Source organism: Crenobacter oryzisoli, assembly GCF_030385785.1.
Classification (GTDB): domain Bacteria; phylum Pseudomonadota; class Gammaproteobacteria; order Burkholderiales; family Chromobacteriaceae; genus Crenobacter_A; species Crenobacter_A oryzisoli.
The window spans coordinates 112178-128699 of the sequence record NZ_JAUEDK010000003.1 but is presented as its reverse complement, the minus strand read 5'-3'; the positions used below and the strand labels follow the sequence as shown (position 1 = coordinate 128699).

Sequence of the window (16522 nt, the reverse complement as noted above, 5' to 3'; positions counted from 1 at the left end):
CTTATCAAATCGATTGCAGGCTAATTGATGAATTCAAACGAAACTCCCGCCTCCGGGCCGGCCGCCGCGCCGGTCAAACCCCATCGCTGGCGCTGGCTGCGCCGCATCTTGCTGTCCATCGTGCTGCTGGTTGCCGTGGTTGCCGGCGTGCTCGCCTGGGTCGTGCCGGACAGAGCGCGCGAGGCGGCGCACGACTGGGCGCACGGCATAGGGCGCGAGCTGACCATCGGCAAACTCGACATCAATCCGTTTACGATGACCGCGACGCTGTCCAACGTGAAGCTGGCCGAAGGCAACGGCCAGCCGCTGTTCGCCGCAAAAGAGGTGCTGCTTGAGGCGACGCCGCGCTCGCTGTTGTTGGGGCGCTGGCACGCTGCCGAGTTCCGCTTGGTCGAGCCGAAGGTCGCGGTGATGCGCGACAAGGCCGGGGTGTGGAACTGGGCGCGCTTCATCCATGACGCGAGCGGTCCGGAAAAGCCTAAGCCCAAGGAGAACAAGGAACTGCCGAAGGTCATCGTCGACCTGATCGACATCCAGAAGGGCGAGGTCAGCTACCGCGATGAACTGGCCGCGCCGGGCGTGGTGAACACGCTGAGCCCGATCCAGTTCAAGCTGACCAATCTGACGACGCTGCCGGCCAACGGCGCATACCAGCTCGCCGCCGAGCTGATGGACGGCGCCAAGCTCAACTGGCGGGGCGACCTGCGCCTGCAGCCGTTGATGTCGAAGGGCAAGCTTACGCTCGACGGCCTGCAGATGGGCACCGTGTGGCCGTTCGCCAAGCCGTTCCTCACCCTGTCGGTGCCGCCTAAGGGGCGGGCGTCGGCATCCGCCAGCTATGCTTTCTCGCTCGCCGGCGCCAAGCCCGAGTTCAAGATTGCGCCGTTCGCCGCGCAGCTCAAGCAGCTGGAGCTGTCCGCCCCGCAGACCCGCGAACCGTTGACGCTGGCTGAGCTGGCGGTGAGCGGCGGGCGCTTTGATCTGGACAAGCAGACCGTCGACATCGACCAGGTGCGGCTTGCCAACGCGCGGCTGAATGCGCGTCGCACCCCCGGCGGGCTGATCGACTGGCTGTCGGCGCTGCCGAAGCAGAAGAACACCAAGCCGACGCCACCGTCGCCGTGGCGGGTGAAGGTGAAGTCGCTGCAACTGACCGGGCTTAACGGAGAGGTGGTCGACGAGGGCTTTGCCACCCCGCTGTCTGCCAAATACACCGTCGACAAGGTCGAGGCCGGTTTCGCGATGGCGCCGGATAGTGGCTGGCAGATCGATGGGCTGACCGTGGTCGTCTCGAACGTGGCGGTCGCATCCGGCAACGGGGCGCCGCTCGCCACTGTGCGCCGCGTCGAGCTGGCGCCGAGCGTGGTGAGTTCGGCCAAGCTCGCGGTGAAGCTCGGCAAGGTGTCGGTAGACGGTGTCGAGGCGTCGGCCGAACGCGACCGTGCCGGCAAGATCAACTGGCTGCAGGCCATGAGCCCGGCAGGCGGCGCGGCTAAGCCGGCGCCGGCCAAGTCGGGCGAGCCGGGCTGGAAGGTGAGTCCGCCGCCGCTGACGCTCAGCGGCAGCCGACTCTCCTGGCGTGATGCCAGCCTGCCGCGACCGGTGACGCTGACGCTGCAGGACCTCGGTGGCGAACTGGCCGCGCAGGACAACGGCGGGGTGGCCGGCCGGCTCGCCGGCAGGCTGGGCGGTGGTCAGCTCGGCGTCGACGTGACCTTGCCGGAGAGCGGCGATGGCCGCTACGTGATCCGCGCCAACGCCGTGCCGCTGGTGCCGGTGGCGCCGTACCTCGTCAGCGGCACGCCGCTCAGGCTGACGAGCGGCACCGCATCGGCCAACCTAGACGTGCGCCAGGCCAAGGACGGCATCGGCGTCACCGGCGACGCGCGCATCAACAAGCTCGTGGTGTACGAGCCGGGCCGCAGCGATCCGCTGATCGCCTGGCGCGAGCTGGCCGCGCTAGGGCTGACCGTCAACGCTGGCAAGACGCTTAGCGCGAACATCCGCGAGTTGCGCCTGACCGACCCGCGTGCGCGGCTGATCCTCAACGAGCAGCGCCAACTCAACATAGTGACGCTGTTTAGCAAGCCGGGGCCGCCAGTGACCAAGTCGGCGCCGAGCGGCCCGACGCCGGTGGTCGACGTGCGCTCGGTGACAGTGAAGAACGGCGAGCTGGACTTCGCCGACCTGTCGATGCAGCCGCAGTTCGGCACCCGCGTGCACAATCTGAAGGGTACGGTGCAGGGCCTGTCGACCCGGCCGGGGCGGCGCGGCACCATCACGCTCGACGGTGACGTCGACCAGTACGGCGACCTGCGCGTGCGCGGCGTGCTGGCGCCGCTGGCGGTCACCAGCGACACCGACATCAGCATGCGCTTCCGCAACATTCAGATGGGCGGCCTTAACCCGTACACCACCACCTTCGCCGGCTGGCAGGTGAAGGACGGCCGGCTGTCGGCCGACCTGCGCTACAAGATCGACAAGCGCCAGCTGGACTCGCAGAACCAAGTAGTGATCAATTCCATCGTGCTCGGCGACGAAGTGCCCAACTACAAGGGCACCCACGTGCCGCTGAAACTGGCGGTCGCGCTGCTTGAGGACAGTGACGGGCGCATCGACCTGGACCTGCCGGTGAAGGGCAGTCTCGACGACCCGCAGTTCAGCTATGGCCACCTGGTATGGCAGGCGATCACCAATGTGATCACCAAGGTCGTCACCGCGCCGTTCCGTGCGCTCGGTGCGCTGTTCGGCAGCGAGGGCTTCGACGCGGTGTACTTCGTGCCGGGCGAAGCGACGGTGCAGCCGCCCGAACGCGAGAAGCTCGACAAGATCGCCCAGGTGCTCGCCAAGCGGCCGAAGGCCGCGATCGAGATCTCCGGCACTTATGATTCGGACACCGAGCACAAGGCGCTGGCGCGCGCGCGCATCGACAAGGCGATCTTCGCCAAGGCCGGCCGCAAGCTGGCCACCGACGATCCACTGCCGATCCCGGACATGGAAGACCCGGACATCCAGTCGGCGGTGCGCAGCGTGTTTGGCCAACGTATCGGTTACGCCAAGCTTGCGGCCAGGATGGTCGGCGGCGAGAGCGGCGCGGCGCGCTACCGAGCGATGCACAAGGAGATGATCGAAGCCGAGAAGATCGACGACGCGTCGCTGAAGGCGCTGGCCGACGCGCGTGCCAAGGCGACCCGCGCTGCGCTGGTGTCGGCCGATGCGAGTCTTGCACCGAGGCTCACGATTGGGGCGCCGCATGCCGATAAAGCCGGCAAGGAAGGCGTGCCGATCGGCCTGAAGATGAGCGTGCAGGCGGCGGCCGCCCCGGCTGCCAATGTGCCGGCAGCGGCGGCGCAATGAGCGGCATCACGACGAGGAAAAAACCAGATATAGTGTAATGACCGGCTTTTGATGCGGACATATTGTTGGGAGCCGGCGGCCCTCGCGATGCGAGCCTGCCGGCTTCTTCAGTGTTTGGAGCAGACAAGGAGGCGTGCGTGAAGCAGGAGAATGTGGCGGCAATGGCCGAGCAGGACATCTCGCGCGAGGTGCTGCTGGAGAAATACGCCAAGAACGGTGAACAGACCGTGTCGGAAGTCCGTCGGCGCGTCGCCCGTGCGCTTGCGGCGCTGGAGGCCGACCCGGCCCGCTTTGAGCCGCTGTTTTACGAGGCACTGGAAAACGGCTTCATCCCTGGTGGTCGCATCAATTCGGCGGCGGGCACCGACCTGCGCGCCACGCTGATCAACTGCTTCGTGCAGCCGGTCGGCGACTCGGTCAGCGAGCCCGAAGGCGGCAAGGTCGGCATCTACGAGGCGTTGTTGCAGGCGGCCGAGACGATGCGCCGCGGCGGCGGCGTCGGCTACAACTTCAGTCGCATCCGTCCGAAGGGTGCCAAGGTCCGCGGCACCGACAGCCGCGCATCCGGCCCAGTGTCGTACATGCGCGTGTTCGACCGCAGCTGCGAGACGGTCGAATCGGCCGGTGCGCGTCGCGGCGCGCAAATGGGCGTGCTCAACGTCAGCCACCCGGATGTCGAGGACTTTATCCACGCCAAGGACCAGGGCGACCTGAAGAACTTCAATATCTCGGTCGGCGTGTCGGACGAATTCATGCAGGCAGTGGTCGACGATGCCGATTGGCAGCTGACCCACCATGTCGAACCGGCCTCCGAGGCGTTCGCCGGCAGCTTCCAGCGCGAGGACGGCCTGTGGGTGTACCGCACCATCAAGGCGCGCTCGCTGTGGCAGCAGATCATGGCGTCGACCTACGACCACGCCGAGCCGGGCGTGCTGTTCGTCTCCAAGATCAACCGCGACAACAACCTGTCGTACTGCGAAAGCATCGAGTCGACCAACCCCTGCGGCGAGCAGCCGTTGCCCGACTACGGTTGCTGCGATCTTGGCTCGATCAACTTGGCCCGCTTCATCCGCCTGCCTTTCTCCGTCAAGGCGAGCTTCGACTTCAAGGCCTTCGACAAGGTGGTGCGCGCGTCGATCCGCATGCTCGACAACGTGCTTGACCTGACCGTGTGGCCGCTGAAGGAGCAGGAACGCGAGGCGATGAACAAGCGTCGCGTCGGTCTGGGCTTCACCGGTCTCGGCGACGCGCTGATCATGCTGAAGACCCGCTACGACAGCGAGGCTGGCCGCCGCTTCGCCGCCAAGGTATCCGAGGCGATGCGCGACTCGGCGTACGACGCGTCGGTGGACCTAGCGATCGAGAAGGGCTGCTTCCCGCTGTTCGATGCTGACGCCTACTTGGCCGAACCGCACTGCGCCAGCCGGCTGCCGGCGGCGATCAAGGCGCGCATCAAGCAGCATGGCATCCGCAACTCGCACCTGTTGTCGATCGCGCCGACCGGCACGATCTCGCTCGCGTTCGCCGACAACGCGTCCAACGGCATCGAGCCGCCGTTCTCGTGGTTCTACACCCGCAAGAAACGCATGGCCGACGGCTCGCAGCAGGAATACCGCGTCGAGGACCACGCCTACCGCCTGTACCGCCTTCAGGGCGGCGACGTCGACAACCTGCCGGACTACTTCGTGTCGGCGCTGGAGATGAGTGCGCTCGACCATATGCAGATGGTCGCCGCGGTCGCGCCGTACATCGACACCGCGATTTCCAAGACCGTCAACGTGCCGGCCGACTACCCCTTCGAGGATTTCGAGAGCCTGTACCTCGAGGCGTGGAAGGCCGGCCTGAAGGGCATCACCACCTACCGGCCGAACAATGTTCTGGGCTCGGTGCTGTCGGTCGAGCCGGCCGCCGCCGCGCCGCAGGATCTGTCGGCGAGCCAGGCCGACCCGGACCGCCGCATCACGTTGATCACCGCGCCGAGCCCGGCACTGGCCAGCCTGAAGTGGCCGAACCGGCCGAAGCTGAAGGACGGCAATCCGTCGTGGACCTATATGGTCGAGCACGAGAGCGGCGACTTCGCCGTGGTGGTCGGCCACATCGAGAATGGCCGCACCCATCCGTTCGAGTGCTGGGTGAACGGCAGCGAGGCCACCCGCGGCCTCGGCGCCATCGCCAAGACCTTGTCGATGGACATGCGCTGCCGCGACCGCGCCTGGCTCGGCGCCAAGCTCGACGTGCTATCGCGCACCGTCGGCGACAAACAGTACCGGATGGAGGTCGGCACGACCACGCTGTACGCCAGTAGTGCTGCCGCGGTACTTGGCCAAGTGGTGCGCTACCGCGTCGAGCAGCTTGGCGCCCTGCCGGCCAAGGCCGACGACCCGAGCCCTGTGATGGACGCGTTGTTCGCCCGCAAGGAGCCCAAGTCGGGCACCGACGGCACGATGAGCTGGTCGGTGGACGTGTCCAACCCACAGACCGACGATGACTTTGTGCTGTTCGTGAAGGAGCTGGTGCTGCCGAACGGCCAGCACCGCCCGTACTCGATCTGGATGGCCGGCAGCTACCCCCGTGAGCTGGATGGCCTGTGCAAGATGCTTAGCCTCGACATGCGCGTGATCGACCCGGCGTGGATCGGCATGAAGCTGAGGAAGCTGTTGAGCTACGCCGAGCCGCAAGGCGACTTCTTCGCCCGCGTGCCGGGCAGCGACAAGTCGGTCAGCTGGCCGTCCACCGTCGCCTACATGGCGCGGCTGGTGATTCACCGCTATGCGATGCTCGGCATCCTCACCGAGGAAGGCTTCCCGGTCGAGGAAATGGGCGTGATGGTGCCGGAACAGGGCGACCTGTTCGAGAGCGCCAGCGTCAGCGCGGTCAAGCCGGTGGCCGGCAAGCCCTGCCCGGAATGCGGCCATCACGCGCTGATCAAGAAGGACGGCTGCGAGTTCTGCACCGCCTGCGGCCATGTGGGGGCGTGCGGCTAAGGTTGGTCGGACGGTTCCCAATGAAAAGCCCTTGGATTTCACGATCCAAGGGCTTTCTAGTGTCAGATGTTAGTTACTAACTTTTCAGCTTGTAGTGTCAATTTGGCATGCTTTGCAATATTAACCAAATCAATATGTTACTCAGAGTTTAAAGTGACATTAATAGTGAAAATCTTAGTATAAAGGGAGCGAATTTAAATTAGGTGAAGGCTGGATGCAAAATATTAACAGATTTTTCATTTCAACAGAGCTCCTAAGTTATACTAAAAGACATTTTTTTGCATCCAGGCTGCAAGATCTGCGAGGGCAACTATTGCTCCATCCTTCGTATGCTCTTTGGGGTAAGCTCCAAACCCGACCCAGGATTTGCCTTCAGTCCAGCAGTGATCCTTGCTTGGGGCGTCTATCCAAGAATTAAGGCCATCATTGGTCTCTTTAGTGAATTTTACCATTGCTTCATCTAGGTTTTGTTTTTCAGAGCCTCGGCGAACATAAGCTCTGATGAAAAAGCCAACTGAGCCTTCTTCGGAGAATGTTGCATCTTGATAATAGGCAAGTACGACATTTGATTCATTTCCCCAGTTGGCAGGGAAAAAACGTAATGCCTGTATATTGTCAGTTATATTATCACCTTTCCAGGTATCAGAGCGCATTCTTATTGAAGTGTCAACTCCGATACTGGTTAGCGTTTTAGCTACAGTGGCCTGTCCTTCAATTTTTAACTCATCCTCGAATTGTGCTAACAGCTCTTCTGCACGCTTCAAGTGATGGAAGTTCTCCATGATGAATGATATGGATTCGTTTTTCATTGATGGTTGACCTGATGGATCAGAGAGGGATCGGAGGTGGAAAAGAAATTCTTGGTAAAAGAATTGCCATTTGCTCATTGGCGATGAAGCCACATCCTGACCATAGAGAGATAGAGCTTTTTTAACTAATTCACCATAGGATACTACTGGCCAAGTATTGGGGGTATCACCATCAAAGCAATTTGGGCGGAGAACACATTTAATAACTGGGCCGCCAGAAGAATACTCCTCAAGTAATTTGTCGTAGACATGGAAGGGATTGTTTCCGGCGCTGGCATAAACCTGTTCTCTATTCCCAGGACAAAATGGCCATCAGAGATAACAAGATCAAGGCGCTTTGAGGACTCTGACTCTCTGTCCCAAGCGCTTACCTCTCTTTCCGCATGAACTGAACTCCATTCAATCGAATCGAGCTGTTGGGGGTCTGCCAGTCCACGATCAACCAAACAGGAAAAAAGTGCTTTTGCAAGCCAGCGCGGCACTCCTGGTTCACTGCCCATGAACAGGGCCATGAGGTCAGAGGTGGGATTTTCTAGGTATCCAAGTCCGCCAACGTCAAAAAATTTTTTTCTGGCATTGGTGGCGTTGGCAACCCCTCTAGTTTTATTAAAAATATTTCGAATGGGCTCATGAAGTACCTCGTTTGTCGCTTTGAATTAGATCATGGAACGTAGTTAATTAAACTAAGGTTTTCACTAGTAGTTTCACTTTCAATTTTTGTAAAATGCTGATTTTGCTCAATTTACAAAACTGGTAAAAATAACGCTACAAGCTGAAAGGTTAGTGCCTGCTTGCAGATATACGGTGACCATCGCTAATTTTCCGCTACGCTCCTCCATGTGCAGTGACGCTTTGTGGATCGCGATCGTTTGGTACGGTGTGTCACCTTAAATACCTTCGCATGATGGGCGGAGCCTGATCAAAGGACTAGGCCTTGAGCCGGTAGCCGGTTTTGAAAATCCACGCGACGATCGCCATGAACAGCGCGAGAAACACGACTGTCATGCCGAGGCTGACGCCGACGTGGACATCCGCGAGGCCGTAAAAGCTCCAGCGGAAGCCGCTGATCAGATAGACCACCGGGTTGAACAGCGCAACGGTTCGCCAGAATGGCGGCAGGATATCGATTGAGTAGAAGCTGCCGCCGAGGAAGGTCAGCGGTGTGATGATCAAAAGCGGGATGACCTGCAGCTTTTCGAAATTGTCCGCCCAGATGCCGATGATGAAACCGAACAGGCTGAAAGTCACCGCTGTCAGCACGAGAAACAGCATCATCCAGAGGGGATGGACGACCTGGAGCGGCACGAACAGCCCCGCCGTCGCGAGAATGATCAGGCCGAGGATGATCGACTTGGTCGCTGCCGCCCCGACATAGCTGATCACGATCTCGAGATACGAAACCGGCGCCGACAGAAGCTCGTAGATCGTCCCGGTGAACCGGGGGAAGTAGATGCCGAAAGAGGCGTTGGCGATGCTTTGTGTCAGCAGCGACAGCATGATGAGCCCCGGCACGATGAAAGCGCCGTAGCTGATGCCATGGCTTTGGGGGATGCGCGAGCCGATGGCCGCGCCGAAGACGATGAAATAGAGCGATGTCGAGATGACCGGCGAGACGATGCTCTGCATCAGCGTGCGGCCGGTACGCGCCATCTCGAACCGGTAGATGGCGTTGATCGCGTGGATGTTCATTTTTTCTCCCTCACCAGGCTGACGAAGATGTCTTCGAGCGAGCTTTGCGTGGTCTGGAGATCCTTGAAGCGGATGCCGGACCTGTTCAGGTCTTGCAGCAGCGCGATGATGCCGGCTCGCTCGCCCTGCGTGTCGTAGGTGTAGGTCAGTTCAGTGCCGTCGCCCGACAGGTCCAGTTGGTAGCCGGCGAGTTCGGTGGGAAGGCGCTCGAGCGGTGCGTCCAGCTGCAGCGTCAGCTGTTTCTTGCCGAGCTTGCGCACCAGCTCGGCCTTGTCTTCCACCAGGATGATCTCCCCCCTGCGGATCACCCCGATGCGGTCGGCCATCTCTTCGGCTTCCTCGATGTAATGCGTGGTCAGGATGATGGTGACGCCACTGTCCTGAAGCGAACGCACCAGCTGCCACATGTCCCGTCGCAGTTCGACGTCGACACCCGCGGTCGGCTCGTCGAGAAACAGCACCGTGGGCTCGTGCGACAGCGCTTTAGCAATCAGCACGCGACGCTTCATGCCACCTGACAGCGTGATGAGCTTGTTGTCCTTTTTGTCCCACAGCGACAGCGCCCGGAGCACTTTTTCGATGTGGGCCGGGTTTTTGCGCTTGCCAAACAGGCCGCGGCTGAACGACACGGTCGCCCACACGGTTTCGAACGCGTCGGTGGTGAGCTCTTGCGGCACGAGGCCGATCATGGCGCGGGCCGCGCGGTAGTCGGTTGCGATGTCGTGGCCGTCGACGAGCACGCGGCCTTCGCTGGGGTTGATGATGCCGCAGATCGTGCTGATCAACGTCGTCTTGCCCGCCCCATTGGGGCCCAACAAGGCGAAGATCTCCCCGCGGCGGATCTCCAGGTTGACATGCTTCAGGGCCTGGAAGCCGGACGCGTAGGTCTTGGAGAGATTCGTTATGGTGATGATGGGCTGCATAGGTATGACGATAGCAGACGGCAGGCCGCGTTGGCGGCCTGGAATGGCCACCTTCTGCTTACGCGCAGCCTAAGCTCAGGCAGAACGCTGCAGCGGTGCCCATTGCTGCAGTGCACGGGTCACGTCGGCGACGACCTCGGCCCAATCGCCGCCCGGCGGCTGGCGGAACAAGCGCATCTGTTCCGGATACCACGGCGTATCGCTGCGGCCGGTCAGCCAGCGCCAGTCGGTCCGGTAGTCCGGCAGCAATACCCAGCAGGGCTTGCCCAGCGCGCCGGCGAGGTGGGCGACGGCGGTGTCGACGCTGATCACCAGGTCGAGGTTGGTCACGAGTGCGGCGGTGTCGGCGAAGTCCTGCAAGGCGGCGCCCAGCGGCAACAGCGGCAGGCCCGTGGGCGGTTGCTCGGCCTCTTGCTCGCCGGGGCCTTTCTGCAGGCTGACATACTGCACGCCGGTCACCGTCGCCAGGGGGGCCAGCGCGTCGAGGCAGGGTAGTGAGCGCTCGGCGTCGTTCTCGAAGTGCGCGTTGCCCTTCCACACCAGGCCGACGCGGGGCTGGCCCTCGGGCAGCAGGTGGGACCAGTGCGCGACCCTCTCCGGCTCGGCCGCGAGGTACGGGATGGCGGCGGGGATGTCGTCGAGGAGGTGCGTGCGGCAGTGATGGGGCAGGCTCATCGGCAGCGTCCAGAAATCCCAGCCGGAGGAGGGCACGGCGTCCTGGAACGACAGCACCTCGTCCGCGCCGGGCAGGCTGGCGAACAGGGTCTTCAGGCCGGGGTGACAGACGACGGTGACTCGCGTCGCACCCATCCGCTTGAGCACGGCGGTGTAGCGGCAGAACTGGATCATGTCGCCGTGGCCGGCCTCGAAGCCGACGACGATGGACTTGCCGGCCAGAGGCTCGCCCTGCCAGCGCGGGCAGGCGAAGAATGCTTGCTGCCGGAGCAGCGCGTGGTTGGTGCGCGCTTCGAGGCAGTGCCAGCCTTCCTCGAAGCGGCCCTGGCGCAGCAGCACATAGCCCAGGTTGAAGCGGGCCTTCTCATCGGTGCTATCGAGTGCCAGTGCGGTGCGGTAGCAGCGCTCCGCCTCGTCTTCCCGCTTGGCGCAGGCCAGCAGCACGCCCAGGCTGGACCAGACGGCAGACGAGTCCGGCGCCACCGCCAGCGCCTGCCGGTAGATTGTCTCGGCGTCGGCAAAGCGCTTGCGGTTCATCAGCAGCACGCCAAGGTTCAGGTAGACCTGGATGCAATCGGGGCTGCTCGCGATCGCCTGCCGGTAGCAGACCTCCGCGTCTGCCACGGCGCCGGAAAGCTCGTACAGGTAGCCCAGATTGGCGAGCGCCTCGGCGAAGCCAGGCGCGAATCCCAGCGCCCGGCGGAAACTGGCCGCGGCTCCCTCGGCGTCCCCGGCCTCCATGCATTGATTGCCTTCGTGGAACGCGGCTTCGGCCTGGGCGAAATGAGCTGACATTGGGTTGTGATCCGGGTGAGGTGGCGGTACGCACGAGAGCCTGCCAGTGTATCAGCGCCAGTAGTGCGTCGCCGCTCTCGGCGGCAAGCGGGAAGGAAAGGCTATCCGGCCGTCAGGAGAAGTCGACCAGCATCGGCGGCACGTGGCGGCGCAACAGCGCGTTGCGCGCGCTCCATTGTTCCTGCGCTTCCAGGACTTCGATGAAGCGCACTTCGCCGGCGGCGAACACGGCGATCGGCACGCCGTCGCGGTACAGCACGCGGTTGCCGGTCAAGGCCGGGAGCTTGGGGCCCGGCGTGAGGATGCCGACCAGGTTCAGCGGGTCGGCGCCCGACAGCGATAGCCACTCACCTTTGTGCGGCGTGCGGCGCACTTCGCGCAGCAGCCCCACCGCCTCGGGCAGCGCGTACTGCTCGCCGGAGAAGCCGGCGACGAAGCGGCCGCCGCGCAGTTCGCCGCGCGCCTCGAGCCGGCGGTAGACGCGCAAGAGGTCGCGCCATGGCGGCAGCCAGTCGGCCTCGCGCTCCAATAGCCGCCAGAACACCACGCCGTAGCGGCGCAACAGGGTGCGCGCGACATGTTCGGTCGCCTCCGCATCGTTGGCCGAAGCAGAGCTGCGCCGCGCCAGCGCCCAGCGGCCGGCGTCCGCCATGCCGAACTGCACGGTGCGGTGGTGGCGCCGGCGCGTGCTGCCGCCGCTCGGCCGTCGCCGCTCGGACGGCACGAGCAGGGCGCGTAGTCCGCCGAAGCTGTCGGCGTTCACCAGGCCCACCGCGACCAGCTCGGCCAACGCTTCCTCGACCTGCACGCCGAGCAGGTGGGTGGCGTCGACCAGTTCGTCGAAGAACGACGCGCCGTGTTCCCGGATGGCATCGGCCACGGCCTGCGCGCGCACGCTCAAGGCCGGCGGCTCGGGGGGAGCCGAGAGCTGTGTCCACAGCTGACCGTTGCGCCGCGCGAACAGGGTAATCGGGGTGGTGCGGATCGGCCCGGCGCCCTTGGTCTTACCTGGCCTGTCCGGACTCACCGAGCGCGGGGTCAGCCGCGCCCACGACAGGCGCCCGGCCAGGCACAGGTCGTCGAGCCAGGAGGGCTCGTAGGCGGGGATGCGCGAGGGCAGCAGCTCGGTCTCCCAGGCGCCGGCCGGCGCCTCGTAGCCTTCGAGCTGTGCGGCCATCGCCGCGACCGCGTCCGGCCCCTCCATGCGGGTGTCCGGCGTGACGTGCTGCCAGTCGAACAGAAAGCGCAGGAAGTCGCGCGCGGCGACCGGCTCGATCTGCTCGCGCAGCTGCTTGACGGTGTAGCGGTGGATGCGTGCCAGCAGCCGCCGTTCGCACCATTCGTCGTCGACGGCATCGTCGCTGAAACGGCCGCGCAGCGCGAAGCCTTCACCTTCGAGCGCGGCGAGCGCGATCTCGATGTCGCTCGACGCCATGCCGAGCGAGGCGGCGCAGGCGGCAAGCCGGACCGGGCCGAGGCCCTCGAGCCGGCCACGGACGATCTCGACCAGCGCGGTGTCGGGCGACAGGTCCTGCGCCACCTCGCTGGCCGGCGGGGTAATCGCCGGCTGCGGGGCGAGGTCGGGCCACTGCGCCCGGAACTGGCTCAGCCGCTCGGCAGTGATCCACAGCGTTGCGCCGCCGTGCTGCACTCGTGCTACCCGCCGCTGCTTGGCGAGCGCTGTGAGCCAGTCGTGCCAGTTCGGCTGCGCGGCGACCTCTGCCTCGGTGACGAAGCCGAGCCAGACTAGCGCGTCGTGCAGTTCGTCGGCATTGGCTGCATCCGGCCAGGCCTCCTCGCGCACCCGCGCGATGGCGGCCGGATCGAGGCGGCCGAGGTCGGCGGCGGTTTCCGGGTCAAGCCAGCGCCGGCTCATCACCGCCTGGGTGCGGCGCTCCTCCAGTGGTGCGTCGTCGAGGAAGGCGTAGGGCTTGGCGTTGAGCACCTCGAACGCGAGCGGCGACGGTTCGGTCAGCTCGCGCGCCACCACCCTGATCGCGCCGGACTCGATGCCGGCCAAGAGCCGCTCGAAGCCTTCCACGTCCATCGCGTCGTTCAGGCAGTCGGCGAGGGTCTGACGCACCAGCGGGTGGTCGGGAATCTCGCGTTCGCCAGCCAAGTTCTCGGCGCAGGCGAGCTGGTCGGGGAAGATCGCCGCGATCAGGTCTTCCGCATCCATGCGCATGAATTGTGGCGGCACCTTCTTGCCGCCGCGAAAACGCGGCAGCGCCAGCGCGATCGATGCCACCCAGCGCCAGCGCGTGATGAACATCGGTGCGTCGAGCAGTGCCTGGATCAGCACCAGCCGTGCAGTGGCCGAGTGCAGGTAGCGGGCCACCTCGGCAAGGTCGAAGCTGTGCGCGGTGGTGAGCGACAGCACGATGTTGTCCTCGGTGGCGGCCGCTTGCAGCTCGAAGTTGAACCTGCGGCAGAAGCGCTTGCGCAAGGCCAGCCCCCAGGCGCGGTTGACGCGGCTGCCGTATGGCGAGTGGATCACCAGCTGCATGCCGCCGACCGCATCGAAAAAGCGCTCGAAGATCAGGGTGTCCTGCGTCGGCAGCGCGCCGAGCGCGGCGTGCGCGGATGCCAGATAGTCGGCGAGCTGGCGTGCGGCCGGCTCGCTGATGTCCAACTCGTCGACGAGCCAGCGCAGCACGGACTCGCCTGACGCATCGTCCGCCAGCCGGGCGGCCGCGTCGGCGTGCAGCCGTGCAACCGACTGCGACAGCTCGTCGCTGCGGCCCGGCGCCTCGCCGAACCAGAACGGGATAGTCGGCGGCAGGCCGTGGGCGTCTTCGACCCGCACCGTGCCGCGCTCAATGCGCAGGATGCGGTAGGCGTTGTTGCCTAGCTGGAAGATGTCGCCGGCCGCGCTTTCGACTGCGAAGTCCTCGTTCACCGTGCCGATGAACTGGTTTTCCGGCTCCAAGATCACCTGATAGTCGGCGTTGTCCGGGATAGTGCCGCCGCTGGTCAGCGCGGTCAGCCGCGCGCCGCGTCGGCCGCGCAGCACCTTGTTGACCGCGTCGTGGTGGATCAGCGCACCGCGTCTGCCGCGCCGGGTGCTGTAGCCTTCGGCCAGCATCTTGAGCACCGCGGCGTAGTCGTCGCGCGCCAGCGCCCGGTACGGCCAGGCGCGGGTAAAGCGCGCGTATAGTTCGTCCTCGCCCCAGTCCAGCGCGGCGACCTCGGCGACGATCTGCTGCGCCAGCACGTCGAGAGGTTGCGGCGGGACGATCAGCCGGTCGAGCTCGCCGCGTTGCACGCAGGCGAGCAGCGCGGTGCATTCGGCCAGATCGTCGCGCGACAGAGGGAACAGTCGCCCCTTCGGCGTGCCGCTTACCGCGTGGCCGGAGCGGCCGACCCGCTGCAGGAACGCCGCGATCGAGCGCGGCGAGCCGAGCTGGCATACCAGGTCGACATCGCCGATGTCGATGCCGAGTTCCAGCGAGGCGGTGGCGACCAGCGCGCGCAATGCGCCGCCCTTGAGGCGCTGCTCGGCGTCGAGTCGCGCCTCCTTCGACAGGCTGCCGTGATGGGCGCTGACCTCGGTTTCGCCGAGACGCTCGGACAGGTGCCGCGTCACCCGTTCGGCCAGCCTTCGCGTGTTGACGAAGATCAGCGTGGTGCGGTGCATCAGAATCAACTCGGCAAGCCGGCCGTAGGTCTGCTGCCACACCTCGCCCGACATTACCGCCTCGAGCGGCGAGTCCGGCACCTCGAGCGCGAGGTCCCGCTCGCGCACGTGGCCGGTGTCGATGACGGTGCAGCCGGGTTCCGACCCCTCGTTCGCGGTGGCGCCGACCAGGAAGCTCGCGACCTCGGCGATAGGCTTTTGCGTTGCCGACAGGCCGACCCGCACCAGGCGGTCGCCGGCCAGCGCGGCGAGGCGTTCGAGCGACAGCGCCAGGTGCGAGCCGCGCTTGTTTGGCGCGAGCGCGTGGATCTCGTCGACGATCACCGTGCGCGTGGTCGACAGCATCTTGCGGCCGGACGCGGAGCCGAGCAGCACGTATAGCGACTCGGGCGTGGTGACGACGATGTGCGGGGGGCGACGGCGCATCTGCTCGCGCTCCGCCTGCGGGGTGTCGCCGGTGCGCACCAGCGTGCGGATCGCCACGTCGGGCAAGCCCTGCGCCTGCAAGGCGTCGCGGATGCCGGCGAGCGGGATGTCCAGGTTCTTCTGGATGTCGTTCGACAGCGCCTTGAGCGGGGAAACGTAGACCACCTGTGTTTCATCCGGCAGATCGCCGGCAAGCCCTTCGCGCACCAGCGCGTCGATCGCGGCGAGAAAGGCCGCCAGCGTCTTGCCCGAGCCGGTCGGCGCGGCGATCAGCACATGTCGGCCCGACTGGATCGCCGGCCAGGCCTGCGCCTGCGCGGGGGTGGGCGTGGCGAAGGTGTCGACGAACCATTGCGCCACCGCCGGATGGAAGTAGGGAACCGGATTCACGAGTCAGTCCGCTGCGCCAGAAGGTGACTTCATAGTAGTGCAGCGGGGAGGGCGGGGCTCTCGTGTCTCGGCGCCGGTGCCGGCCTAGGCGGCGATCGGCTGGCGCAAGGCGGGAGCGGCCAGACCCGAGAGCGCGTCGCCGACCAGGATGATCGCCGGGCTGCCGAGGCCGGCCGCGTGCGCGTCGGCGGCGAGGTGCTCCAGCGTCGTCACCAGCCGCTGTTCGCGCTCGGTGCTCGCCCACTGCACCACCGCTGCCGGCGTGGCCGGCGACAGCGTGCGGCCGAGTCCGGTAGCGACGCTGGCGATCCGGCTCATGCCCATATAGATCACCAGCGTGGTGCCGGTCGCGGCGAGCGCGTCCCAATCTGGCTCGGAATCGTCCTGCGCGTGCGCGGTGACGAAGGTGACGCCGCGGCAGTGGTCGCGGTGCGTCAGCGACACGCCAAGGCTCGCGGCCGCAGCGAGGCCGGAGCTGATGCCATTGACGACTTCGACCGCGACGCCGGCCGCCTCGAGGTAGGCGATCTCCTCGCCGGCGCGGCCGAACAGCAGCACCTCGCCACCCTTTACCCGCACCACCGTCTTGCCCTGCAGCGCGTAGCGGCGCATCAGCCGCTGGATGAAGTCCTGCGGCGTCGACTTGCAGCCGCCGCGCTTGCCGACGCGGACCACCCGCGCCTGGGGCGCGAGGGTGACGATCTCGGCGTTGGCGAGGTCGTCGAGCAGCAGCACGTCGGCCGACGCGAGCGCCTTTACCGCCTTCAGCGTCAACAGGTCCAGATCGCCCGGGCCGGCTCCGAGCAGAATCACTTTGCCTTGTTTCATCGTCTCATC

9 protein-coding genes are annotated in these 16522 nt (G+C 65.1%); 2 read left to right on the top strand and 7 right to left on the bottom strand.

The genetic code is table 11. The features are described 5' to 3' along the window. Positions 1 to 27: 27 nt before the first annotated feature. Both QU481_RS02610 and QU481_RS02605 read left to right on the top strand, forming a co-directional pair. Positions 28 to 3357 carry a DUF748 domain-containing protein gene (locus QU481_RS02610; RefSeq protein ID WP_289828327.1) on the top strand — a complete coding sequence of 1110 codons (3330 nt, stop codon included), beginning with the start codon at positions 28 to 30 and terminating at the stop codon, positions 3355 to 3357. 137 nt (positions 3358 to 3494) lie between these two features. Then, positions 3495 to 6341, top strand: a complete 2847-nt coding sequence (locus QU481_RS02605) for an adenosylcobalamin-dependent ribonucleoside-diphosphate reductase (RefSeq protein ID WP_289828326.1) — start codon at positions 3495 to 3497, stop codon at positions 6339 to 6341. Between the two features lie 263 nt (positions 6342 to 6604). On the opposite strand, the gene QU481_RS02600 is transcribed toward QU481_RS02605, so the two are convergent. The 7 genes from QU481_RS02600 to cobA form a co-directional block, all read right to left on the bottom strand. Beyond that, positions 6605 to 7150, bottom strand: coding sequence for a hypothetical protein (locus QU481_RS02600; protein WP_289828325.1), 546 nt, complete (start codon positions 7148 to 7150; stop codon positions 6605 to 6607). Positions 7151 to 7293: 143 nt separating this feature from the next. Beyond that, complete coding sequence (locus QU481_RS23820) at positions 7294 to 7764, bottom strand: PD-(D/E)XK nuclease family protein (protein ID WP_353962178.1); 471 nt, start codon at positions 7762 to 7764, stop codon at positions 7294 to 7296. Between the two features lie 313 nt (positions 7765 to 8077). Further along, positions 8078 to 8839: an ABC transporter permease gene (locus tag QU481_RS02595; protein WP_289828324.1), complete on the bottom strand. Its 762-nt coding sequence runs from the start codon at positions 8837 to 8839 to the stop codon at positions 8078 to 8080. Next, positions 8836 to 9762 carry an ABC transporter ATP-binding protein gene (locus QU481_RS02590; RefSeq protein ID WP_289828323.1) on the bottom strand — a complete coding sequence of 309 codons (927 nt, stop codon included), beginning with the start codon at positions 9760 to 9762 and terminating at the stop codon, positions 8836 to 8838. Before QU481_RS02590 ends, QU481_RS02595 begins: the two co-directional genes overlap by 4 nt. 75 nt (positions 9763 to 9837) lie before the next feature. Further along, complete coding sequence (locus tag QU481_RS02585) at positions 9838 to 11232, bottom strand: tetratricopeptide repeat protein (protein WP_289828322.1); 1395 nt, start codon at positions 11230 to 11232, stop codon at positions 9838 to 9840. Positions 11233 to 11344: 112 nt separating this feature from the next. Next, positions 11345 to 15685, bottom strand: a complete 4341-nt coding sequence (locus QU481_RS02580; protein ID WP_289828321.1) for a DEAD/DEAH box helicase — start codon at positions 15683 to 15685, stop codon at positions 11345 to 11347. Between the two features lie 84 nt (positions 15686 to 15769). After that, complete coding sequence (gene cobA, locus QU481_RS02575) at positions 15770 to 16513, bottom strand: uroporphyrinogen-III C-methyltransferase (RefSeq protein WP_289828320.1); 744 nt, start codon at positions 16511 to 16513, stop codon at positions 15770 to 15772. Positions 16514 to 16522 lie beyond the last annotated feature (9 nt).